General features: G+C 68.4%; 16 protein-coding genes and 1 pseudogene. 13 read left to right on the forward strand and 4 right to left on the reverse strand.

Annotation, left to right across the window (positions count from 1 at the left end; genetic code table 11):
• The first annotated feature begins 24 nt into the window (after positions 1–24).
• Positions 25–1,647: an asparagine synthase-related protein gene (locus GKE62_RS05605; RefSeq protein WP_195908606.1), complete on the forward strand. Its 1,623-nt coding sequence runs from the start codon at positions 25–27 to the stop codon at positions 1,645–1,647.
• On the opposite strand, the gene GKE62_RS05610 is transcribed toward GKE62_RS05605, so the two are convergent.
• Entirely contained in the window at positions 1,636–3,708 is a 2,073-nt protein-coding gene (locus GKE62_RS05610) for an Atxe2 family lasso peptide isopeptidase (protein ID WP_154691383.1), read from the reverse strand. The genes GKE62_RS05605 and GKE62_RS05610 overlap by 12 nt on opposite strands.
• Before the next feature lie 41 nt (positions 3,709–3,749).
• Positions 3,750–6,293, reverse strand: a complete 2,544-nt coding sequence (locus GKE62_RS05615) for a TonB-dependent receptor (protein WP_195908607.1) — start codon at positions 6,291–6,293, stop codon at positions 3,750–3,752.
• A gap of 262 nt (positions 6,294–6,555) precedes the next feature.
• Here GKE62_RS05615 and GKE62_RS05620 point away from each other — a divergent pair.
• The 12 genes and pseudogenes from GKE62_RS05620 (at position 6,556) to GKE62_RS05675 (ending at position 18,256) form a co-directional block, all read left to right on the forward strand.
• Positions 6,556–8,584, forward strand: a pseudogene (locus GKE62_RS05620) (conjugal transfer protein TraG).
• Positions 8,581–8,982, forward strand: coding sequence for a CopG family transcriptional regulator (locus tag GKE62_RS05625; RefSeq protein ID WP_154691385.1), 402 nt, complete (start codon positions 8,581–8,583; stop codon positions 8,980–8,982). The pseudogene GKE62_RS05620 and the gene GKE62_RS05625 overlap by 4 nt, the downstream one beginning before the upstream one ends.
• Positions 8,979–9,968, forward strand: coding sequence for a P-type conjugative transfer ATPase TrbB (gene trbB, locus GKE62_RS05630; RefSeq protein WP_154691386.1), 990 nt, complete (start codon positions 8,979–8,981; stop codon positions 9,966–9,968). The genes GKE62_RS05625 and trbB overlap by 4 nt, the downstream gene beginning before the upstream one ends.
• Entirely contained in the window at positions 9,965–10,294 is a 330-nt protein-coding gene (locus tag GKE62_RS05635; RefSeq protein ID WP_154691387.1) for a TrbC/VirB2 family protein, read from the forward strand. Before trbB ends, GKE62_RS05635 begins: the two co-directional genes overlap by 4 nt.
• Positions 10,291–10,551: a VirB3 family type IV secretion system protein gene (locus GKE62_RS05640; RefSeq protein WP_154691388.1), complete on the forward strand. Its 261-nt coding sequence runs from the start codon at positions 10,291–10,293 to the stop codon at positions 10,549–10,551. Before GKE62_RS05635 ends, GKE62_RS05640 begins: the two co-directional genes overlap by 4 nt.
• Positions 10,545–13,025 (forward strand): conjugal transfer protein TrbE, encoded by a 2,481-nt coding sequence (gene trbE / locus GKE62_RS05645; RefSeq protein WP_154691389.1) that lies wholly within the window; start codon positions 10,545–10,547, stop codon positions 13,023–13,025. The genes GKE62_RS05640 and trbE overlap by 7 nt, the downstream gene beginning before the upstream one ends.
• Entirely contained in the window at positions 13,022–13,771 is a 750-nt protein-coding gene (gene trbJ / locus GKE62_RS05650) for a P-type conjugative transfer protein TrbJ (protein ID WP_154691390.1), read from the forward strand. Before trbE ends, trbJ begins: the two co-directional genes overlap by 4 nt.
• 117 nt (positions 13,772–13,888) lie before the next feature.
• Positions 13,889–15,190 carry a P-type conjugative transfer protein TrbL gene (gene trbL, locus GKE62_RS05655; RefSeq protein WP_154691391.1) on the forward strand — a complete coding sequence of 434 codons (1,302 nt, stop codon included), beginning with the start codon at positions 13,889–13,891 and terminating at the stop codon, positions 15,188–15,190.
• A 3-nt stretch (positions 15,191–15,193) separates the two neighbouring features.
• Positions 15,194–15,979, forward strand: coding sequence for a conjugal transfer protein TrbF (trbF, locus tag GKE62_RS05660; RefSeq protein WP_154691392.1), 786 nt, complete (start codon positions 15,194–15,196; stop codon positions 15,977–15,979).
• Positions 15,976–16,803 (forward strand): P-type conjugative transfer protein TrbG, encoded by an 828-nt coding sequence (gene trbG, locus GKE62_RS05665; RefSeq protein WP_154691393.1) that lies wholly within the window; start codon positions 15,976–15,978, stop codon positions 16,801–16,803. The genes trbF and trbG overlap by 4 nt, the downstream gene beginning before the upstream one ends.
• Entirely contained in the window at positions 16,800–18,011 is a 1,212-nt protein-coding gene (locus GKE62_RS05670) for a TrbI/VirB10 family protein (RefSeq protein ID WP_154691394.1), read from the forward strand. Before trbG ends, GKE62_RS05670 begins: the two co-directional genes overlap by 4 nt.
• A 5-nt stretch (positions 18,012–18,016) precedes the next feature.
• A complete protein-coding gene (locus tag GKE62_RS05675) occupies positions 18,017–18,256 on the forward strand; it encodes a helix-turn-helix domain-containing protein (protein WP_154691395.1) in 240 nt (79 codons plus the stop codon).
• Between the two features lie 35 nt (positions 18,257–18,291).
• Here the strand turns inward: GKE62_RS05675 and GKE62_RS05680 are convergent, their stop codons facing one another.
• Together GKE62_RS05680 and GKE62_RS05685 are read right to left on the reverse strand one after the other, a co-directional pair.
• Complete coding sequence (locus GKE62_RS05680; protein ID WP_230206938.1) at positions 18,292–19,608, reverse strand: site-specific integrase; 1,317 nt, start codon at positions 19,606–19,608, stop codon at positions 18,292–18,294.
• Positions 19,609–19,956: 348 nt separating this feature from the next.
• The gene (locus tag GKE62_RS05685; protein WP_230206939.1) at positions 19,957–21,054 is read right to left on the reverse strand and encodes an adenylate/guanylate cyclase domain-containing protein; all 1,098 of its coding nucleotides are present in this window, start codon (positions 21,052–21,054) and stop codon (positions 19,957–19,959) included.
• Positions 21,055–21,076: the final 22 nt, after the last annotated feature.

The raw sequence follows: 21,076 nt of genomic DNA on the forward strand, positions 1-21,076 counted from the left end.
GTGGCCCACATGCTCGAAGGGGGCATGCTGGTAGCCACCGATCCTGGCTTGGCGGCCTTCGCGCCTTCGTCGGCGCTGATCGGCGAGGTCCACTGGCGGGGCCAGGCGCGTCTTGCCGATCGGGACGATGTCCTTGCGGAGGTCTGCCGACTGTCCCCGTCCCAGATCGTCGATCGCATCTGGGGTAGCTACCTCCTCTTTCTTGGCGGCAATGGGCGCGACGCGGCACGGATCGTGAGGGCACCCTTCGGCGACATTCCGTGCCGGTGGATCGATCAGGACACGCGCGTGCTGGCCGTGTCGTCGCCTGGCCTGCTCAAGGCATTCGGCACTCCACGCCCGAAGGTCGCCTGGACCGAGACGCTGCTTTACCTGCTGGCAACCGAACTGCCGCGCGCGACCACCTGCCTTGCCGGGGTTCACGAGCTTCCCAGTGGCGCCTGCCTCGAGGTTGCAGAGGAGGGCGCGAACGTTCGCCCGGTGTGGTCGCCCTGGCCCTTCGCCATGGACGCCGTCGCATCCGACGATCCCGGTGAGGCGGCCGAGCGTGTCGCCCGAGCCGTCGACCTGGCTGTCGCCGGCCGCACCGCGGCCGCCAAGGCAAGCGTGCTGCTGCTGTCCGGCGGTCTCGATTCGGCGGTCGTCGCCGCAGCGATGGCCAGGGCCGGACGAAGCTTCGCGTCGCTGAACATGGTAACCCGCCAACGCAGCGGAGACGAGCGCGGGTATGCGCGCGCCGTCGCGGACGCGACCGGTTCGCCGTTCATAGAACGCCTCCGAACGACTGAAGCGATCGACTGGGACGATCCTGCCCCTGCAAGCTTGCCGCGGCCATCGCATCGAATCTTCCGTCAGCCATCGCTGGTCGCGGCGCGCAGCGTCGCCGCGGAGCATGGCGCCGATCTCGTGATCGACGGCGGCGGCGGCGACAACATGTTCTGCTCGCTGCAGTCGGTCGCTCCCGTGCTCGATCGCTTGCAGGTCGCTGGCCTCGGTCGCGGCGCCTGGCAAAGCGCGCGCGAGATGGCCTTCCTGTGCGATGTCGGGCTCGGCGCGATCGCGTGCAAGCTCGTCGAACGGCTGATCACCCGCCGGGTGCGCTTCGGCTGGCTGGTCGATCCGTCGTTTCTGGTTCGGGATGCGCTGGATCTGTCCGGCCAGGCGACCGCGCACCCGTGGCTGGAACCCCCGGATTCGGCTTTGCCGGGCCAGGCGGCGCACGTCGCGCTCGTGCTCGCGGCGTCCAGCCTTGCCGACAATCTGCCTGCGGATGGCGCCGCCGCTGTCGTCTCACCGCTTGTGGCGCAGCCGCTCGCCGAAGCCGTGCTGGGCGTGCGAAGCTGGCTGTGGTTCGCCAACGGGCGGAACCGCGCGCCGGTTCGTCAGGGCTTCGCCGGGCGGTTGCCGGCGCGCAGTCTGGCTCGCCAGGGAAAGGGCACGCCCGCGGGCTTCATGGCGGAAATCGTCGGGAGCGAGCGCGCTCGCCTTCGCGAGTTGCTCCTCGACGGGCTGCTCGTGGCGAACGGCGTCGCCGATCGCGCCGCGCTCGAAGCCTTCCTGAGCGACTCAGGCCCGCCGCGGGATTTCGACTTCGCGCGCGTCCTTCAGATTGCGGACGCCGAGCGCTGGGCGCGGCTATGGACCTGACGCGATCGGCGTCCCGCCCGACGTCTTGAGCGCACTCCACCGGCGATATTGCGCGGCCTTAACGGGATCGGGATCGACCCTGCCCTGCAGCCAGAAGGCGAACCAGTCGAGGTTGCGCGAATAGATCGCGGCGCGATGGACCGGCTGCCACTTGGTGTGATGCTCGCCCGGGAACACGTACATCTCAACCGGCTTGCCGTGTTCGCGCAGCGCGGTGAAAGCCCCGAGCGCCTGGTGGTATTCGTCGTCGGAAATCTGCATCAGCAACGGCGTCCGGATCGTCGCCGCATTGAGCGTCAGCGACATCGGTTTCCAAAATCCAGCATCCGGTTGGCTCGACGGCGGAAATCCGAAGCTCCTGAACCAGTCGGCCTGGGCGATACCGCCATCAACCATCACCGAATATGGCTCGAGCCCGCAGGTGCTGATCGCGGCCGCCAAGAATCGGTCCGGCGCATGGATCAGCGCGTAGCGGGTGGTCATCGCGCCGTCGCTCAGGCCACTCAGACCAAGGCGCCGACCATCGATATCGCCGCGCGCCAAGACCAGATCGAGGCCCGTCATCAGGCTTTCGTGGACGCTGCGGCGATCGGCCCAATCCTTGTAGACCGCGGCGACCAGGCCATCGACACCGTTCGCGCGCGTGTCGAAGTCGGGTCGCTCGAAGCTGAGCACGGCGATCCCGCGCGCGGCGAGCGGGAAGATCGGATACTCGTCGCCGACGCCGCCGCGCAGAAAGCCGCTGCTACGATATTGGACGACGACCAGCGGCCAACCCGAGGCGGGCGGTTTGCCCTTCGGCAAGACGAGATCGCCCCACGCCTCCAGCCCGAGACTGTTGCGCCAGCGCAACCGCTCGACTTTCGGTAACACCAGGCCCGCCAGTTCAGGATTTGGATCGAACAGGACGCGCTCGCCGCCGCGCCGCACGTCGATCGTCACCAGACGGCGCGGCTGCCGCGAGGCTTCGCTCAGACAAAGCACCCCGACCCGAACGCCGATGCAGCCGGTCAGCCGGTCCGCTGTCCTCTTGAGCAAGCGCATCGTCCCAGTGTCCGGCGACCAGGCGTAGAACGCGCTGGTCTCGCGGGCCCATCCTTCCCGGCGAAGGAATAGCACTTGCCCGCCGGACCAGATCACCGCGGCGAGTTTGCCGGTGCAGGCCTCCATGGCGCAGACGATGCGACGACCTGCGGGAGTCTCGGCCCAGAGCCGGCGAGCCGCGAAGTAGGAATTGTCGACGGCGTCCGCGCCCGCCCGCCAGCCGCGTGAATCGCCAACCGGCCCCAGGTCGCTGGCGCCGAGCGGTGCGAGCGGACTGAACTCCGACACCTGCGCCGCCGTGGCCTCGGCCGCCAGTCCGCCCGATGCGGGCACCGTCATTATCGCCTGGGACAACACCTCGGGCAGCTGCGGCTCGGCGCCCACATGGGGCAGTACGCGCGCATCGTAGAGATAGCCCTGCGCCGCCTCGGCATTGCGCTCCGCTTCGAGATCGCTTCTTCCCGGCCGGACCGCGTAAAGCAGCGTGGCGCCGTCTGCGCTCCATTGCACGCCTTCGACATCCTGCGGCGAGCTGGTCACCTGTCGGGCCGACCCGCCAGCGATGTCGACCCGCCAGACCTGTGTGCGACCGCCGCCTCGCTTGCGATAGGCAAGGGAGCGTCCGTCGGGCGACCACGCCGGGCGGTTGATGTCCGGCACCCCGCTTTCACGTCGCACCCCGCGCAGCGCTTCCTCCGCAAGAATGCGATGGCCGCCGCTGTCGAGGGCGCGCGGCGCGCTCTTCGTGGACAGGTCGAGCACGACTAGGGTGTCGCAGTAGTCGTTCGCGGCGAGCGAAGCCTGCGTGACGAAGAACGCGACCCGCTTGCCGTCGGGCGAGATCGCCAGCGGGCTCGGCGCCGACTGGGCCGCCTCGGGCATGCCGATATCGCGCAGCAGCAGCAGATGCTCGGCGTCGAGCTCAGAAGTTGCCGAAACCGGCGCGCGCGGTGGCCACACCGAGGGACATTGAGCCTCCCCCGCGCGCGCCGGGGCGGCGTGGAATGTTGCGATCATTCCTGCGCCGGCCAGCAGGGCGACCCGAAAGGCCCCGCCGATCACCACTTCTTGCTCAACGAGACCGAGACGAATCGGCCGACCGGCGAGTAGTTCGCGCTGTCGTAGGGGTGGTCGTAGGTGACGGTCTGGGCGATCCGGCCGGGCGTCTGGTTGAACAGGTTCTGCCCGGTCAGCACGAGTTCGATGCCCGCGAGCAACCCCGACGTCTGAGTGCTGCGGATCCGTGCGGTCAGGTCGTACGTGGTCATGCCCCGCACCTTGATCGGGGTGGCGAAGCGCGGATCGGTCACGCCGCCGATGCGGTTGACCGCGCCGGTCAGCGCGAACGGGCCCTCGCTCCAGCCGAGCACGCCGCGCGCCCGGAAGTGCGGGGGGTTGAACACGAGTCCCGCCAGCTGCGTGACCGGTTGCACCGAGGTCAGCTTCTGGCTGCTCTCGAGGTAGCTGGCGTTGAGCGTGGCGGTAATGCGCGCCGGACCGTCTCCGACCGCGCGCGAGATCGTCAGCGCGCCGTCGATCCCATGGATGTGCTGGCTCGCCGCATTGACGTTGGTGTTGTCGACGATCGCCACGACCTTCGCCGGATCGTAGGTCGCTCCGGTGACGTTGAAGAACTGCGCGGCGTTGGCGAGGACTTGGGTGAGCAGCGCCGCGCTGGGCGAGCGCGTCACCTGATCGGCATAAATCGGATTGGTCAACGCCTGGCGGCTGAACACGACCGGCGCGACGATCCGGTCGGTGTAGCGGATGTCGAAGTAGCTCAATTCGAGCCGCGCGCCGTCGAGCGCGCGCGGATGGATGTCTGCGGTCACCGACCAGCTTCGCGCGCGTTCGGGCTTGAGGTCCTCGCGCCCGCCCGTGAGGCCAAGCACAGCCGATCCCGCGGGCAACCCGCTGCCGCCGAACGACGCAGCCGGCTGCAGGACCGCGACCAGGGCCGAATAGCGCTGCAGGAAAGTCGGCGCGCGGAACGACTTCCCCCAGCTAGCCTTGAGATCGAAGTCGGGGATCGGCGAGACCACCAACCCGAGCTTTGGCGTGACCACATCCACGATGTCGGCGTAGCGCTCGTAGCGCAGCGCGCCTGTCGCGCGCACCGCGACCGCGCCATCGCGACGCGCCAGCAGCGGAACGCTGGCCTCGCCGAACGCGTAGGCACTGGACTGACGCTCGGCGATGTTCTGCGGGCTGCCGACCCCGCGGAAGCTGACGAAGCCGACGTCGCGATGGCCGACCCCGGCCGCCAGTCGAACTGGGCCGGCCGGAAGCTCGAACAACGGACCGTCGCCCGACAGCTCGACCGTCTTGAGATCGTTGCAGTAGCAGCCGACCAGAGCGCTGGTCTGCACGCCGCCACTGAAGACGTTCGACTGATAGCGGACCTTGTCCTCGCCGTAGCCACCGGTAAGCTCGGCGCGCCAGCCGCCGCCAAGCTCGGCGCGCAATGTCGGCGCGATCAGGAACGACTCTGTCCTGCTCGGCAGTTCTACGCGGAGGAGCGCACGGTTACCCGTCGCGTTGGCGGCGTAGATCTGCAGGCTGCGGCGATTGTTGTAGAGAGCGTCGAGCGAAGCCGTCAGCCAGCCGAGGTCTTGATGGACGCTCAGCGCCGCGTTGTGGCGCCGGGTCTCGGGCAGCAGGTCGAGTCCGCGCGCGACGGTCGCGGTGTAGTCGCGCTGACGACCAACGACCGGCGTGTTGCTGCCGTACTCGTAGGCGACGATCCCGCCGCCACCGCCCCAGCGCAGGCCGGCTGACGCACTATAGGTCTGCTGGTCGTTGCCGCCATCGGTCGAACCGCCCAATCGCGCCGTGGTGACGAGCCCCTGCATGTCGCGACGCAGGATGATATTGGCGACGCCCGCGACCGCGTCCGAACCGTAGATCGCCGAGGCGCCATCGGCGACCACCTCGATCCGCTCGACGATGCCAACGGGAATTGCCGAAAGATCGATGCTCTGGCGCGAGGCGCTGTAGGCGAGCCGGTGGCCGTTGAGCAGCGTCAACGTCGCGTCGCTGCCCAATCCGCGCAAATTGAGCGAGGTGCCGCCGCCAACGTTGACCCCGCTTGCCGCCGGGACGGCAAACCCGACCCCGGGGTTCTGCCCGCCACCGAAATTCTGCGGGATCGACTGCGCGGCCTCGGTCGTGGTGGCCAGACCCTGGTCCCTGACGGTCTCGAGGTCGACCGTGACCTTGGGCGAGGCAATCGCCGCGCCGCGGATGCGGGTGCCGGTCACCACGATTCCCGGATCGCCGACCGTCTCTGTCTCGGGAAAGGGGGCGGCGCCCGCCGGGCGGATCACGAAAGCGCCGTCGACAACGCGCCACCTCAGGCCGGTTTGGACGAGCAGGCGTTCGACCGCTGCTTCGGCGGATAGGGAACCACGCACCGCGCTGCTGCGCTTGCCGACCAAGATGTCGCTGTTCGCCACGACCTCTCGGCCGGAAGTTGCAGCAAACGCCTCGAGCGCCGGCGCGAGATCCTGCGCGGCGATGTCGTAGCTCCTGAGCGGCTCGGCCCAAGCCGGTGAAGCCAGCACCGCACAAACCGCAAACGCGGAAATTCCCAGTCTCGTCATATCCGTCTCCCTCCCATCCCGCGCTCGTTTTCGCGGTGTGTGGGCGAATTGACGGTCGAGGCGGTGGAGCGGCCCCCTCCCCCCTGGAAAAGTTCTTGCACGGGCAACCTGGAGAGATTCGTCCATTCGATCGGGACGCGGCCGGGCGGGACCGCCAAATCCGGCCAATCTCGGCCGATCTCGGCCGATCACCACCCTGTGCCTGGTGGATGCGATCGGCGAATTCTGCGCGTGCCGGGCTGCTCCGGCAGGAGCCTTCCCCGTGACCCCGACCAAGCTGCTTCTCGGCCAGATCGCGATCGTGTTCGCCCTCGTGATCGGGGGCGTCTGGGCGGCGACCCAATGGGCGGCGGTAATGCTCGGCTACCAGCCCAGGCTCGGCCTCGCGTGGTTCGGCCTCGCCGGGGTGCCGGTTTACCGCCCGTGGCAGCTGTTCGCGTGGTGGTACCACTACGAGGCCTACGCACCGCAGGTCTTCGACAAGGCCGGCATGCTGGCGGGTGCCAGCGGGTTCCTCGGCTGCGCCGCGGCCATCGCCGGCTCGTTGTGGCGCGCCCGGCAATCGCGTGACGTCACCACTTACGGCTCCGCGCGATGGGCATCGGCGGCCGAAGTCGCGAAGGCCGGGCTGCTCGGCCACCGCGGCGTGATGCTAGGCCGCTACTACGGGGATTTCTTGCGCCACGACGGACCCGAGCATGTCATGGCGTTCGCGCCGACCCGTTCGGGCAAGGGCGTGGGGTTGGTCGTGCCGACGCTGCTCGCGTGGACCGGCTCGGTCATCGTCCATGACATCAAAGGGGGAGAACTGGGAGCTGACCGCGGGATGGCGCGCGCGCTTCTCGCACTGCCTGCTGTTCAACCCCATCAATCTTCAATCGGCGCGCTACAATCCGCTGCTCGAGGTCCGCCGCGGCGTCGCGGAGGTCAGCGACGTCCAGAACATCGCCGACATCCTGGTCGATCCCGAGGGTGCGCTCGAGCGTCGCAACCACTGGGAGCGCACTGCACATGCGCTGCTGGTCGGAACCATCCTCCACGTGCTCTACGCCGAGCCCGAAAAAACCTTGCGGCGGGTCGCCCGCTTGCTCGCCGACCCCCAGCGCAGCTTCGTCGCCACGCTTGGCCGCATGCTGGCCACCAACCACCTGGGCACCGCCGAGAGCCCGCAAGTCCATCCAATCGTGGCCGAGTGCGCACGAGAGCTGCTGAGCAAGTCGGAGAACGAGCGTTCGGGCGTGCTTTCTACCGCGCTGTCGTTCCTGGCGCTCTACCGCGATCCGCGGATCGCGCAGATAACCTCGGCCTGCGACTGGCGGATCGCCGATCTCGTCGAGGGGCCCCGCCCGGTCTCGCTCTATCTCGTGGTGCCGCCGTCGGACATCAGCCGGACCAAGCCGCTGATCCGGCTGATCCTCAACCAGATCAGCCGCCGGCTGACCGAGGAAGAGAACCCCACGACGCTGGCAAAACGCCGCCGCGTGCTGATGATGCTCGACGAGTTCCCCGCGCTCGGCCGGCTCGAGTTCTTCGAGACCAGTCTCGCGTTCATGGCGGGCTACGGGATCCGCGCCTTCCTCGTCGCCCAGTCGCTCAACCAGATCGAGAAGGCTTATGGCGAGCACAACGCGATCCTCGACAACTGCCACGTCCGCGTGGCCTTCGCGACCAACGACGAGCGCACCGCGCGGCGGATCTCCGACGCGCTGGGGACCGCGACCGAGCAGCGCGCGATGCGCAACTACGCCGGGCACCGCCTCGCGCCATGGTTGGCGCACGTCATGGTCAGCCGCCAGGAAACGGCCCGCGCGCTGCTCACGCCCGGCGAGGTCATGCAGCTGCCGGCCAACGATCAGCTCGTCCTGGTCGCGGGCACGCCGCCGATCCGCGCGCGCAAGCTGCGCTATCACAAGGAACCGCTGCTTGAGGCGCGCTGCCTGCCCGCGCCCGCGCTTGGCGCGAACGGATTCGCCGACCTGCCGCCGCCGCGGGGACACGACTGGACCAATCAGGAGCGGTTCCACGACACGCGCCTTGCGGCGGACGCCCCCGACGGCGGAGAAGAAGCCGGGGCCGATCTCGAGCGGCAACAGGCGCCCGATTTGGGCGAGCACGACCCAAGCGCCCAAGCCGAACGCGAGCCGGACACGTCGAGCGACGAAGACGACGTCGATCAGGCGGCGACGACTCGCCTCGCCGACCTGACGCGCGGCCCGAACCTCGGTGCCACCGCGCATGGGCTCAACCAGACCGAAGAACCCGACGGTCCCCCGACCGGGTTGGCGATATGAAGGTCCGGCAGAACCTCTACCTCGACCGCGCGGTGACCGACGCGCTCGAGGCGCTGGCCAGCGCGCCGGGAACCAACAAGTCGCGGATGGTCAACGATGCGCTCGCCGCCTGGCTCGCGCGACGCGCGAGCCACGAAGCCGACACGCTGTTCCGGACCCGGCTCGATCGGCTGTCGCGCGAGATCGCATTGACCCGCCGCGATCTCGAGGTCGTGCTCGAAAGCCTCTCGCTGTTTATCCAGCACCAGCTGACGGTCACCGCGCCGTTGCCCGAGGGCGACGCCGCCGCGATCGCGGTGGGACGCCGCCGCTTCCAGGACTTCGTCGCCGAGGTCGGCCGCCAGATCGCGGGCAGCCGCCGGGCGCTGGTCGCCGAAGCGTCGGGTGACGCCGGATGAGCGAGCCGCTTGCCCTCGAGCGCCGCCGCGCGATGCTCAGGACCGCGCTTGGTCCGGCGATCGAAGCCGCGTTCGCCGACAGCGCCGTGATCGAGATCATGGTCAATCCCGACGGCGCGCTGCGCCTCGACCGGCTCGGCGAAGGCGTGGTCGACACCGGCGTGCGCCTCGAACCCGCCCAGATCGAGCGTATCATCCGCCTGGTCGCCGCCCACGCGCGTAGCGAGGTCCATGCCGGCGCACCGATCGTCTCGGCCGAGTTGCCCGCCCATGGGCGCGGTACGGGCGAGCGCTTCGAGGGCATCTTGCCCCCGGTCGCGAGCGCGCCGTGCTTTGCCATCCGCAAGCCCGCGACCCGCATCCACACGCTGGCCGACTATGTCGCCGACGGCATCATGACCGCGCACGCCGCGGGCGTGCTCGCCGCCGCGGTCCGCGATCGCCGCAATATCGTGGTCGCCGGCGGGACGAGTTCGGGCAAGACGACGCTCGCCAATGCGCTGCTCGGCGAGATGGCAGGGCGCGACGAGCGGGTGATCCTGATCGAGGACACCCGCGAGCTTCAGTCGCCCGCCGCCGACACGGTCGCGCTGCGCGCGCGGATGGGCGCGGCGACGATCGCCGAACTGGTGCGCTCGACGCTGCGACTGCGTCCCGACCGGATCGTGGTCGGCGAAGTCCGCGGCCCCGAGGCGCTCGACCTGCTCAAGGCATGGAACACCGGCCATCCCGGCGGGATCGCGACGGTTCACGCCAACAGCGCGGCCGCGGTGCTGACCCGGCTCGAGCAACTCGTCCAGGAGGCGACTCTCGCCGTACCGCGCGCGCTGATCGCCGAAGCCGTCGAGCTGGTCGTGTTCCTGGCCGGCCGCGGCGCAGCGCGCCGCGTCGAAACCATCGCCGAAGTCGCGGGGCTCGACGCAGCCGGAGCCTACCGCCTGCGCGCCCTGCCGCTCGAACCCCACCCACCAGGAGAACACCGATGAACCGCCAAGCCACCCGACCAACCCGTCTTGCCCGCCTCGTCGCGGTCCTGGCCTGGGCGGCCTGTGCCGCGCCGGCTTGGGCCAGCGGATCGGGAATGCCGTGGGAAGAGCCGCTCCAGAAAGTTCTGGAATCGGTGCAGGGTCCGGTCGCCAAGATCGTCGCGGTGATCATCATCATCACCACCGGTCTGACCCTGGCGTTCGGCGAGGCCTCGGGCGGCTTCCGCCGGCTGATCCAGATCGTGTTCGGGCTGTCGATCGCGTTTGCCGCCTCGTCGTTCTTCCTCTCGTTCTTCAGCTTCGGCGGCGGGGCGCTCGTCGGATGAGCCGGATCGAGGGTTTCGAAGCGCCGATCCATGCCGCGCTGCATCAGCCGATCCTGCTCGGCGGCGCGCCGCGCGGCGTCGCGATTCTGAACGGGACGATCGCCGCGGCGCTCGGGCTCGGACTCCAGCAATGGCTCGCCGGTCTCGTGGTCGGGATGCTCGGGCACACCCTCGCGGTGTTCGCGGCCAAGCGCGATCCCGACTTCGCGCCCGTGCTCGTCCGTCACTTGCGCCAGCGGGGGTACCTGGGATGCTAGCCTTGCACGAATACCGCCGCCGCGGCGACTGGCTCGCCGACCACTTGCCCTGGGCGGCGCTGGTCGCGCCGGGCGTGGTACTCAACAAGGACGGCAGCTTCCTTAGGATGCTGGCCTATCGCGGGCCCGACCTCGAGAGCTCGACCGAGGCCGAGCTCGTCGCGATCTGCGCGCGAGTCAACAACGTGCTCAAGCGGCTCGGCAGTGGCTGGGCGCTGTTCTTCGAGGCCGCGCGCCGCGAGGCTGCCGACTATCCCGCGAGCCGGTTCCCCGACGCCGCCTCGTGGCTGGTCGACGAGGAGCGCCGCGCCGACTTCGAGGCCGCGGACGCGCACTTCGAAAGCCATTTCCACCTCGGCCTCACGTGGATGCCGCCCGCCGATGCCGGCGACGCCGCCGGGCGCCGCTTCGTCGAGCGCCCCGAAGCCGACGGCAGCCGCGACTGGAGCGGCGCACTCGCCCGGTTCGTCGCCGAGACCGACCGCATTGCCGACCTGCTCGCCGCGCTGATGCCCGAGGTCCGCGCGCTCGATTCGGGCGAGCTCCTCACCGCACTCCACGCGACGGTGTCGGATCGCGCGCACCCGGTCGCCGTCCCCGAAACCCCGATGTACCTCGACGGGTTGCTCGCCGACACCCCGCTCATCGGCGGCCTCGCACCCCGCCTCGGCGGGCACTGCTTGCGCACGCTGACCGTGCTAGGCTTTCCCAACGTCAGCCGGCCCGCGCAACTCGACGCGCTCAACAGCGCGGCGTTTCCCTATCGCTGGGTCACCCGGTTCATCCCGCTCGATCGCGCCGACGCGATCAAAACCCTGACCAGGATCCGTCGGCAGTGGTTCAACAAGCGCAAGTCGCTGACCGCGGTGCTGCGCGAGGTGATGTACAGCCAGCCCGCCGCGCTGACCGACAGCGACGCCGACAACAAGGTCGCCGATGCGGACTGCGCGCTCCAGGCGCTGGGCGGCGATTACGTCGGGTTCGGGTACCTGACGACCACGCTGACGGTGTGGGACGCAAACTCCGCGCGCGCCGACGACAAGGTCCGCGCGCTCGAGCGAATCGTCCACGGGCTCGGGTTCACCTGCGTTCGCGAAAGCGTCAACGCGGTCGAGGCCTGGCTGTCCTCGCTCCCGGGCCAGGTCTATGCCAACGTCCGCCAGCCGCTGGTCCACACCCTCAACCTCGCCCACCTCATGCCGCTCTCGGCGGTCTGGGCGGGCCCGCCCCGCGACGCGCATCTTGCCGGGCCCCCGCTGCTCCATGCGCGCACCACCGGCTCGACCCCGTTCCGGCTGTCGCTCCACGTAGGCGACGTCGGCCACATGCTCATGGTCGGACCGACCGGTGCAGGCAAATCGGTGCTGCTCGCGCTGCTGACCCTGCAATTCCGCCGCTACCCGGACGCGCAGATCTTCGTCTTCGACAAGGGCTGGTCGGCGCGCGCGGCGATCCTGGCGATGGGCGGCGCGCACTACCCGCTCGGTCTCGGCGGCGCCGACGAGCGCATGCTCGCGTTCCAGCCGCTGCGCGGAATCGACGCCCCGGGTGAACGCGCCTGGGCGGCGGAATGGATCGCCGCCCTCATCGCGCACGAGGGCGGCGCGGTGACGCCCGAAGCCAGGGACCAGATCTGGCTGGCGCTCGAAAACCTCGCCACCGCGCCCCCCGAAGAGCGAACGCTGACCGGGCTCTCGCTTCTGCTGCAGTCTAACGCCCTGCGCACCGCGCTCGCGCCCTACACGCTCGACGGGCCGTTCGGCGCGCTGCTCGACGCGGCCGAGAGCGAGGTCGCGCTGGGCGATGCGGTGTGCTTCGAGACCGAGGCGCTGCTCGGCCACGCCGCGGTGGTCGCGCCGGTCCTCGCCTACCTGTTTCACCGCATCGAGGCGCGCTTCGATGGGCGCCCGACGCTGCTGGTACTCGACGAGGCCTGGATCTTCCTCGACCACCCGCTGTTCGCGGCGCGGATCCGCGAATGGCTCAAGACCTTGCGCAAGAAGAACGTCTCGGTGGTCTTCGCCACCCAGAGCCTCGCCGACATCGCGCGCAGCAGCATCGCTCCCGCCATCCTCGAGAGCTGTCCGCAACGGATCTTCTTGCCCAACGACCGCGCGGTCGAGCCGCAGCTGCGCGCCGCCTACGAGGGGTTCGGGCTCAACGATCGCCAGATCGAACTTGTCGCCCGCGCCACGCCCAAGCGCGACTACTATCTGCAATCGGCGCGTGGGAACCGGTTGTTCTCGCTCGGCCTCGGCCCGGTCGCGCTGGCGCTGTGCGGTGCCTCGGACCCCGACAGCCAGCGCTTGATCGACCTGGTCCGCGAAGAAGCCGGGCCCGACGACTTCCTCCACGGATTTCTCACGCTGCGCGACCTCGACTGGGCGGCGACGCTCGCCCCCGCGTTCGACCGCTCGGCGGGCCTCCCTGCCGACACCTTCCCAACCCCGACCACCAAGGAGATCGGACAATGACCACGCGTGCCTTCTTCAGCCCCCGCCTCGCTTGCGCCCCCGCGCTCGCGCTGCTCGCCGCGACCACCACCGCGTTGCCGCCGTTCGCGCCGCCAGCGCGAGCCCAGATGGCGGTGTTCGACCCGACCAACTACGGCCAGAACCTGCTCTCCGCGGCGCGCGCGCTCGAGCAGATCAACAACCAGATCCAGTCGCTCCAGAACGAGGCGACGATGCTGCGCGACATGGCGAAGAACCTCAGCAAGGTCGACTTCGCCGAAATCGGCGAAGTCGAACAGGCGCTCACGAAAATCGACGGTCTGATGGCGCGCGCGCAAGACATCGACTTCGACAGCGCGAAGATAGAAGCGCAGTTCAAGAAGTTGTTTCCGGGCAAGCCGGGCCAGGCGCCGGCCGCGACGCGTGTCGCGGCCGCATCGAGCCGCCTCGAGGCGGCGCGCGAGGCGCTGCGCCACACGCTCGAGGTTCAGGCAGGCGTGGTCGGCGCCGTCCAGGCCGATGCGCGGACGCTGTCGGCGATCGTCGCGCGCAGCCAGGGCGCCGAAGGCGGCCTCCAGGCCGCGCAGGCGACCAACCAGCTCCTAGCGCTCGCCGCCAAGCAACAGTTCCAGTTGCAGGACATGCTCGCCGCGCAGAACCGCGCCGACGCGATCGAGCGCGCGCGCCGCCTGCAGGGCGAAGCGGACGCCCGCGCGATGACCGCCCGCTTCCTCGGCTCGCGCCCGGCTTCCGCACCCCCTCGGTAGGCCGGACTCAAGCGGCGGGCCGTTCCTCTCGGTCCCGCCGCCGCCGCGGGACGTGCGGTGCCCCCCAACGCGCGTCCCGCGGCATTATCCCCCGTTTTCTCAAGCAGGTTGCTCAGAATGCAGGACCTCGGCGTCATCGACCAGTTCATGGCGGACTTCATCCGCTACATCGACAGCGGGTTCGGCCTGCTGGGCGGCGATGTCGCGTTCCTGACGTCGGCGCTGATCGCCATCGACATCACGCTTGCCGGCCTGTTCTGGGCGATGGGCGGCGAGCAGGACGTGCTCGGGCGCTTCCTCAGGAAGATCCTCTACGTCGGCGCGTTCGCCTTCATTCTGGGCAACTTCGCGCGGCTCGCCGACATCGTCTTCCGCTCGTTCGCCGCCGCCGGGCTGACCGCGGGTGGTGGGACGATTTCCGCCGACGACCTGCTCAAGCCGGGACGGCTCGCCCGGATCGGGTTCGATGCGGCCTGGCCGCTGCTCGAGCAGGTCTCCGAACTGGTCGGGTTCACCACCTTCTTCGACAACTTCCTGGTGATCGCGGTGCTGCTGTTCGCCTGGGCCATCGTGATCCTCGCGTTTTTCGTGCTCGCGGTGCAGCTGTTCGTCACGATCATCGAATTCAAGCTGACCACGCTCGCCGGGTTCATCCTGGTCCCGTTCGCGCTGTGGAACCGCACCAGCTTCCTCGCCGAGCGGGTGCTGGGCAGCGTGGTCAGCTCGGGCATCAAGGTCATGGTGCTGGCGGTCATCGTCGGGATCGGCTCGGGCTTCTTCGCCCAGTTCACCACCGCGCTGAACGGCCAGGACCCCGACATCGGCCAGGCGATGAGCCTGGTCCTCGCCTCGCTGGCGCTGTTCGGGCTCGGCATCTTCGGCCCCAGCCTGGCCTCCGGTCTCGTTGCGGGGGCGCCCCAGCTGGGCGCGGGCGCCGCGCTCGGCACCGTCGCGGGCGCCGCCGGAGCGACGTTTGTGGCGGGAGCCGGCGCGGCCGGAGCCGCGCGGTTTGCCGGCGGCGCGGCGCTCGGGGCGATCCGCTCGGGCACGACGATGGGTGCGGCCGCCCAGACCGCCTACCGGTTGGGTCAGGAGACGAGCGGCTCGCCCAGCGTCGGCGCTGGCCTGAAGGGCGTCGGCGAGGCCGCAGGCAGCGCGCTCAGGCAGCGCGCCGATTCTGCCCTCGGGCTGAGCGAAGCGGCCGCGACCGGTCGCCAGGCCGCGTGGTCGGCGCTCAACGACAACCGCGACGGCGGCCTCGGCCAGTCCGCGGCGACCGACTCCGCGCCACCCTGGGCGCAAGCGCTGCAACGCCGCCAGGACGGCCGTCATCATCGCCAGGTCGCGCTGCACGCGCTGCGCGAAGGCGACCGCGGCGGCGCGTCCGCCACCCCCGACATCAAGGAAAAGGAGGACTAGCAGATGATCTTCAAGCGCAGCGTCCAGCGCTATGGGCGCACACCCGCGCCCGAGACGCCATTCCAGCGCGCCGGGCAGTTGTGGGACGACCGGATCGGTTCGGCCCGGGTTCAGGCGCGCAACTGGCGATGGATGGCGTTTGGCGCGCTCGGCCTGTCCGCGGGGCTTGCCGCAGCGTTCGCCTGGCAATCGGCGCAGAGCCGGGTCGTGCCGTACGTGGTCGAGGTCGACAAGCTCGGCGCCGTCCGTGCGCTGGCTCCGGTGGTTCCGGGCCACACCCCGAACGATCCGGAGATCGCCTGGCACTTGTCCGAGTTCATTCGCCACGTCCGCACGGTGTCGCTCGATCCGATCCTGATGCGGCGCGACTGGCTCGCCGCCTACGATTTCGTGACCCCGCGCGCCGCCACGTTCCTGGGTGCCTATGCGCGCCAAGCCCGCCCGTTCGAGGCGATCGGCGAGCAGACGGTCTCGGTCCAAGTGACCAGCGTGGTCCGCGCCTCGGAGCGCTCGTTCCAGGTCAAATGGAGCGAGACCGCCTACGCGCGTGGCGACGAGGACGGCACCAGCCGGTGGACCGCGATCCTCGGCGTAAAGATGCGGCCACCGTCCGACGCCGAGACGCTCCGGAAGAACCCGCTCGGAATCTACGTCGATGCGATCGACTGGAGCCGCGAGCTCGACGGCCCGGCAGTTCCAGGCACACCGCCTCCCGCAAACCCCTCCCAAGCCCCCAACGCGCGCGATGGTCTCGCCGGTCGCGCCGCTCCCGAGGAGACCGATCGATGATCGCCCACCGCTTCCCTCCCCTCTTTCTCGTCGGTGCCGCCCTGGCGTGGGCGCCAGTGCCCGTAGCCGCGAAACCGGCGAAACCGCGACCGGCAGTTGCTGCGTGGACCGGTGACAGCAGCGCCGTCAGGACATTCGCCTTCACCAAAAACGCCACATATTCAGTGGTCACTGCTCCGGGCCGGGTCACCGACATCGCGCTCGAGCCAGGGGAGACTCTCGGTGCGGTCGCCAGCGGCGATACCGCGCGCTGGGTGATCGGGGACACCACCAGCGGGGCCGGCGGCGACCTGCGCGCGCACGTCCTGGTCAAGCCGGTCGATGCCGGTCTCTCGACCAACCTGGTGATCACCACCAACCGCCGGGTCTATCATCTCCTGCTGACCAGCGGCGGCGGCGCGCCCGTGGTCGCAGTATCCTGGACCTATCCCGCCGATGCCCTGCTCGCGCTCCGACCTGCCCCGACCGGCATGGCGCGGCCGATCGCGGCGTCAATCGGGGTGTCACCGGACCGCCTGAACTTCGGCTACGCGATCAGCGGCGACAAGCCGACCTGGCGTCCGCTCCGGGTTTTCGACGACGGTCGCCAGACGTTTATCGAGTTTCCTGCAAGCCTCGCTTCGGACCAGGCGCCGCCGCTGTTCGTGACCGGGAGCGATGGCTCGCCCGAACTGGTCAACTACCGTCTCATCGGGCGCCACTACATCGTCGACCGGCTGTTCGATGCCGCCGAGCTGCGGCTCGGGACAAAGAAACCGCAAAAAGTAAGGATCGTGCGTGCCCAGGGCGCCCACGACTCCGCTCGAAAGGAGAAGGGGGCGTGACCGAGGAAGCAGGCGATAGCGCCACCGCCGAGTCCCAGCAGCTTCCCGAAAAAGTCGATCCCGAGACGTTCGAGCTGCGAGGGCGCCCTGCTAGCGTCGTGCGTTTTCGCCGCGGCCTCATCGTGGGGGTAGCGGGATGCGCCGCAGCCTCGCTGGTCGCAATTGCCTGGTTCGCGCTGGATCCTCCAAGCCTTGCCACCGCCACGGTCGATGATGGCGGCCGACTGGAGACGGCAAAGCCGGGCGACGCGCTCGCGGCGCTGCCTGGAAGCTATGGCGACGTGCCCACCCTGGGTTCGCCGCTGCCCGGCGATCTCGGTCGGCCGATCCTAGACCAGGCGCGTGAGGATGCTGCGATGCGCGCACCTCCCATCAACGACCAGCGCGAGAGCGAAGCCGCTCGCCTGATCCTGGAACGGCGGGAGCGCATCGCCGAAGCGCGTCGCGCTGCGAGGTCCTCGGCCGTGCTCGCCAGGGTCGGTTCAGGCCCCGCCGGCGGTAATGCGGACGTGTCCACAGCGACCGCGCTAAGTTCGCCCGAAGCGAGCGGGCAGGTCACCTCGCTCGCGGACAACCCGCGGCCACGGCGCGCCGGCCTTGCCCAAGCTGTTGGCGGAGCCAGCGCGCACCAGCTGGAGGATGCGGCATCCCCCTTTGTGGTGGCGGCCGGAAGCGTCATTTCGGCCAGCCTGATTACCGGTCTCAACTCCGATTTGCCCGGCCTGGTCACCGCGCAAGTCACCGAGCGGGTCTACGACAGTCCGACGGGACAAGTGCTGCTGATCCCGCAAGGGGCGAGGCTTCTCGGCACCTACGACAGCGTGGTTGCCTACGGGCAGCGCCGCGCGCTGATCGTCTGGCAGCGGCTGCTCCTGCCCGACGGCTCCTCGCTGGCGATCGACAACGTGCCCGCGACCGATGCGTCGGGATACGCGGGACTAGCCGATGGCGTGGATTTCCATACCTGGGCGCTGCTCAAGGGGGTCGCGCTTTCGACACTGCTCGGGGTGGGAGCGAACCTGTCGATATCCGGCGAGAGCGATCTCGTTCGGGCGGTGCGGGAGTCGATCCAACAAGGAGGCTCGCGGGCCGGTGAGCAGGTTGTGGCCAAGGGGCTGGATATCCAGCCGACGATCACCATCCGCCCCGGCGCTTCGGTCCGACTGCTGGTCCATCGCGACTTGGTGCTGCGCCCGTGGCGAGGGTAGTCCCGATGTCGAACCGCGAAACGCGAAGCGCCGCGCCAGCTGTGTCGGCTCGCGCGAGTCAGCAGCTCTGCGTGCGCGTCGATCGGGCGATGGAGCTGCTCGATATCGGCAAGACAAAGCTCTACGAGCTCATCGCGTCGGGCGAGCTAGAGGCGATCCGGATTGGACGTCGCACATTGGTACTGAGAGAGAGCATCGAGGGTCTCGTCGTCCGACTAAGGAGGGCATCGACGCCACCGCGCTAGGACGCCTTTGCTAGCTTGGCTTTGCGTTGCGCGGATTAGGCTCTTTGCAGTCCGTTCGCAAAATCGGCCCATTCCGACATTAGGACACGGCGCTTCTCGAGACTGCGTCCACGCCGGTATGCGCGCTCGGCCTTGGAGGCGATCGTATGGGCCAAGGCCATTTCGACGTCTTCCCGCGCATGAGACGTGACGTCGCCGGCCCAATCTCGAAAGGTCGAGCGAAAACCGTGAACCGTAATGTCGCCTCGTCCCATGCGCCGCAGCAGTGCGGTCATGGCCATATTGGATAGCGCCTTCTTCGGCTCCGCCCCGAAAACAAAGTCTTCCAGCATCGTTGCCTGCGTCTTCATCGAGCGGAGAAGCGCTGTCGCGGCTGCATCCAATGGCACCTCGTGCTGGACGCGTGCCTTCATCCGATCGGCGGGAACAGTCCACAATCGGTTCTCGAGATCGACCTCCTCCCAGCGCATCCCGAGTACTTCGCCCGAGCGCGCCGCAGTGAAAATCGTGAATTCGAGGGCTCGCGCTGCGGTGCCTTGGCGTTGCGCAAGGTCCTTCATGAAGTTTGGGAGACCGCGAAACGGAAGGGCGGCATGGTGAGCCACGGACTTGTCCTGACGTGGCAGCAGCAGTTGGAGATTGCCCTGCCATTGTGCGGGATTGTCCCCTTGACGCAGGCCCCTGACTTTCGCCGCATCAAGGATGCGAGCCACGCGCTGTTGGACGCGGCGGGCAGTCTCGGGTTTTGACAGCCAGATCGGACGCAAAACCTCGAGTATGTTGTCCCGGCCAACCTTGTCGATCGGCGTGCGAGCAAATGACGCCGTATAGGTTGCAACCGTCGTCTGCCATTGCTGGCGGTGCTTTGCATTGTCGAAGCCACCTTGGATGCTCCGGATGTACTCCTTGGCAAACTCTTCGAACGTGACGGTTGTGGGCGCTTCTGCGTCGCTGAGACTGTTTGCGGGCACGAGGTCGAGCCCGTTCGTCGCGCGTGTGCGAAGGGCTTCCGCGCGCTCACGCGCCAAGGCGAGCGACACGTCGAGAGCTGAGCCCAGGCCCAGCTCCCGCCGAAGGCCTTTTGACGTTCGGATGAATAGCCACGACTTCGACCCACTTGGCCTTACCCGCAGATAGAGGCCTCCTCCATCCGAGTAGACGCCGGGTTTCTTGGCCGCAGCCACGCCTTTGACCGAGAGCTTGTTTCGCACGGGCATCGCACCCCGACTGCTCGCACAGTCCGCCCAATCCGTCCAGTCATAAAGATGGTCATAATCTTGGACGCGGAGACAGGCGAACCGTGGCGAACTGCGGCGGGCTTCGATTTTCAAAAAATCGCCGTAATTCTGCAAGATTTGCGCGACCGCTGGCGTTCGTCAGCGTTCATCGAAAATCGATATTTGGCGGAGCGGGAGGGATTCGAACTAGCTTAGTTTGCGACCCTTTTGCGGGCAATTCGAGGCTTACTGATCTCGCGACCCTAACAGTAACCCTAACGCCGTCCGTTGCGGCGCAGGCAGGCGGCGGCCAAAACGCACCGAGGTGCGCAACCTCCCAGGGTGTTGAAGCGGCAACTTGGCGGTCGGCTGGCTGAACCATAGCGCCTGGAGCCACAACGTAGACTTCGCTGGCCACGGTTCACGACCCGGGCGGCGTTGGCCCCCTGAACTGCATGGTTGCGTTGTTCGTACGCCGAGCGTTCACGCAGGTGTGAACAGCTCGACAGGCTGGGCGATGCCCTTGAGTGTAAAGCTGCCCACGGATGTCATCTCAAGGCCTGATTGCTGGCCGACATCGCCGGTGCAAAGTACAGTCCGGCCAGCTTCCTTTGTCAGCCCCTCGATCCGCGACGCAAGATTTACCGTCGAGCCGATCGCGGTGAAATCGAGCCGCTCGCGCGCACCGATATTGCCATAAGAGAAGGTTCCGCTCGCCAGACCCACCCCGTGGCGAAGGAGCGGTTGGCCGGCATCGCTTCGGCGGGCATTGATCCGCTTCAGCATCTGCGTGCCATTTCGTGCAGCATCGAGGGCAGCCCGGCAGGCGCTGCCCGGGTCGGGGTGGGCTCGATAGGGAAACACCGCCAGAACCGCGTCGCCGATGTATTTCAGGACCTCACCGCCCTGGGCATAGATGGCGGGGACAACCGCGTCGAAGTAGTCGTTGAGCGAGGTCACCAGACCCGCTTCATCAAGCGTTTCGCCGATGGTGGTGAACCCACGCAGATCCGAGAACCATACGACCGCCTCGTCGGAAACGATGGCACCGCGTGAGATCATCCCGTCGCAGACCCGCCTTCCCGGATCGACGCCGACATAGCATCGCGCCAGTGTCTCCTTGGCAATGTTCTCCATCACGGTGTCGAGGCGAAGCGTGAAGAGGTCGAGGCTCCAGCGCAGGTCGGCGAGCCGCGCCGGGTCTAGCCCACCGGCACGCATGGTCGACAGGCCGATCTTTTGCAGCAAACCAGCAAAGTTCGTCAGGCGCCGCGCATAGTACGCGCTACATCCAGCTTTCGCGAGATCGTCGAACAAGGGATAAGGCTGCTGTTCACCCGTGGGCCGGACCAGCTCGTAGAGTTCACCAACCTCCTCCACTTTGGCGAACGGGCTCGCCAGGTACTGGGGGTTGCGCTGCGAGCCGGTGTTGAACAGGATCTCATCGACCATAGCTTCGCCGAGCTGAAACTGGCGGCGCGCGATGATCACGGCGGGATTGATCGCCCCCGGGTCGGCCGAGTGAGGAAACCACACGTGCCGGGTGTTCGTGACCAGAGGATGGACAGCTTCGGTCGCCAAATTGCAGCGATGGATTTCGAAG

The sequence above is a fragment of the Novosphingobium sp. Gsoil 351 genome, from assembly GCF_009707465.1.
In the GTDB taxonomy this organism is placed as follows: Bacteria; Pseudomonadota; Alphaproteobacteria; order Sphingomonadales; family Sphingomonadaceae; genus Novosphingobium.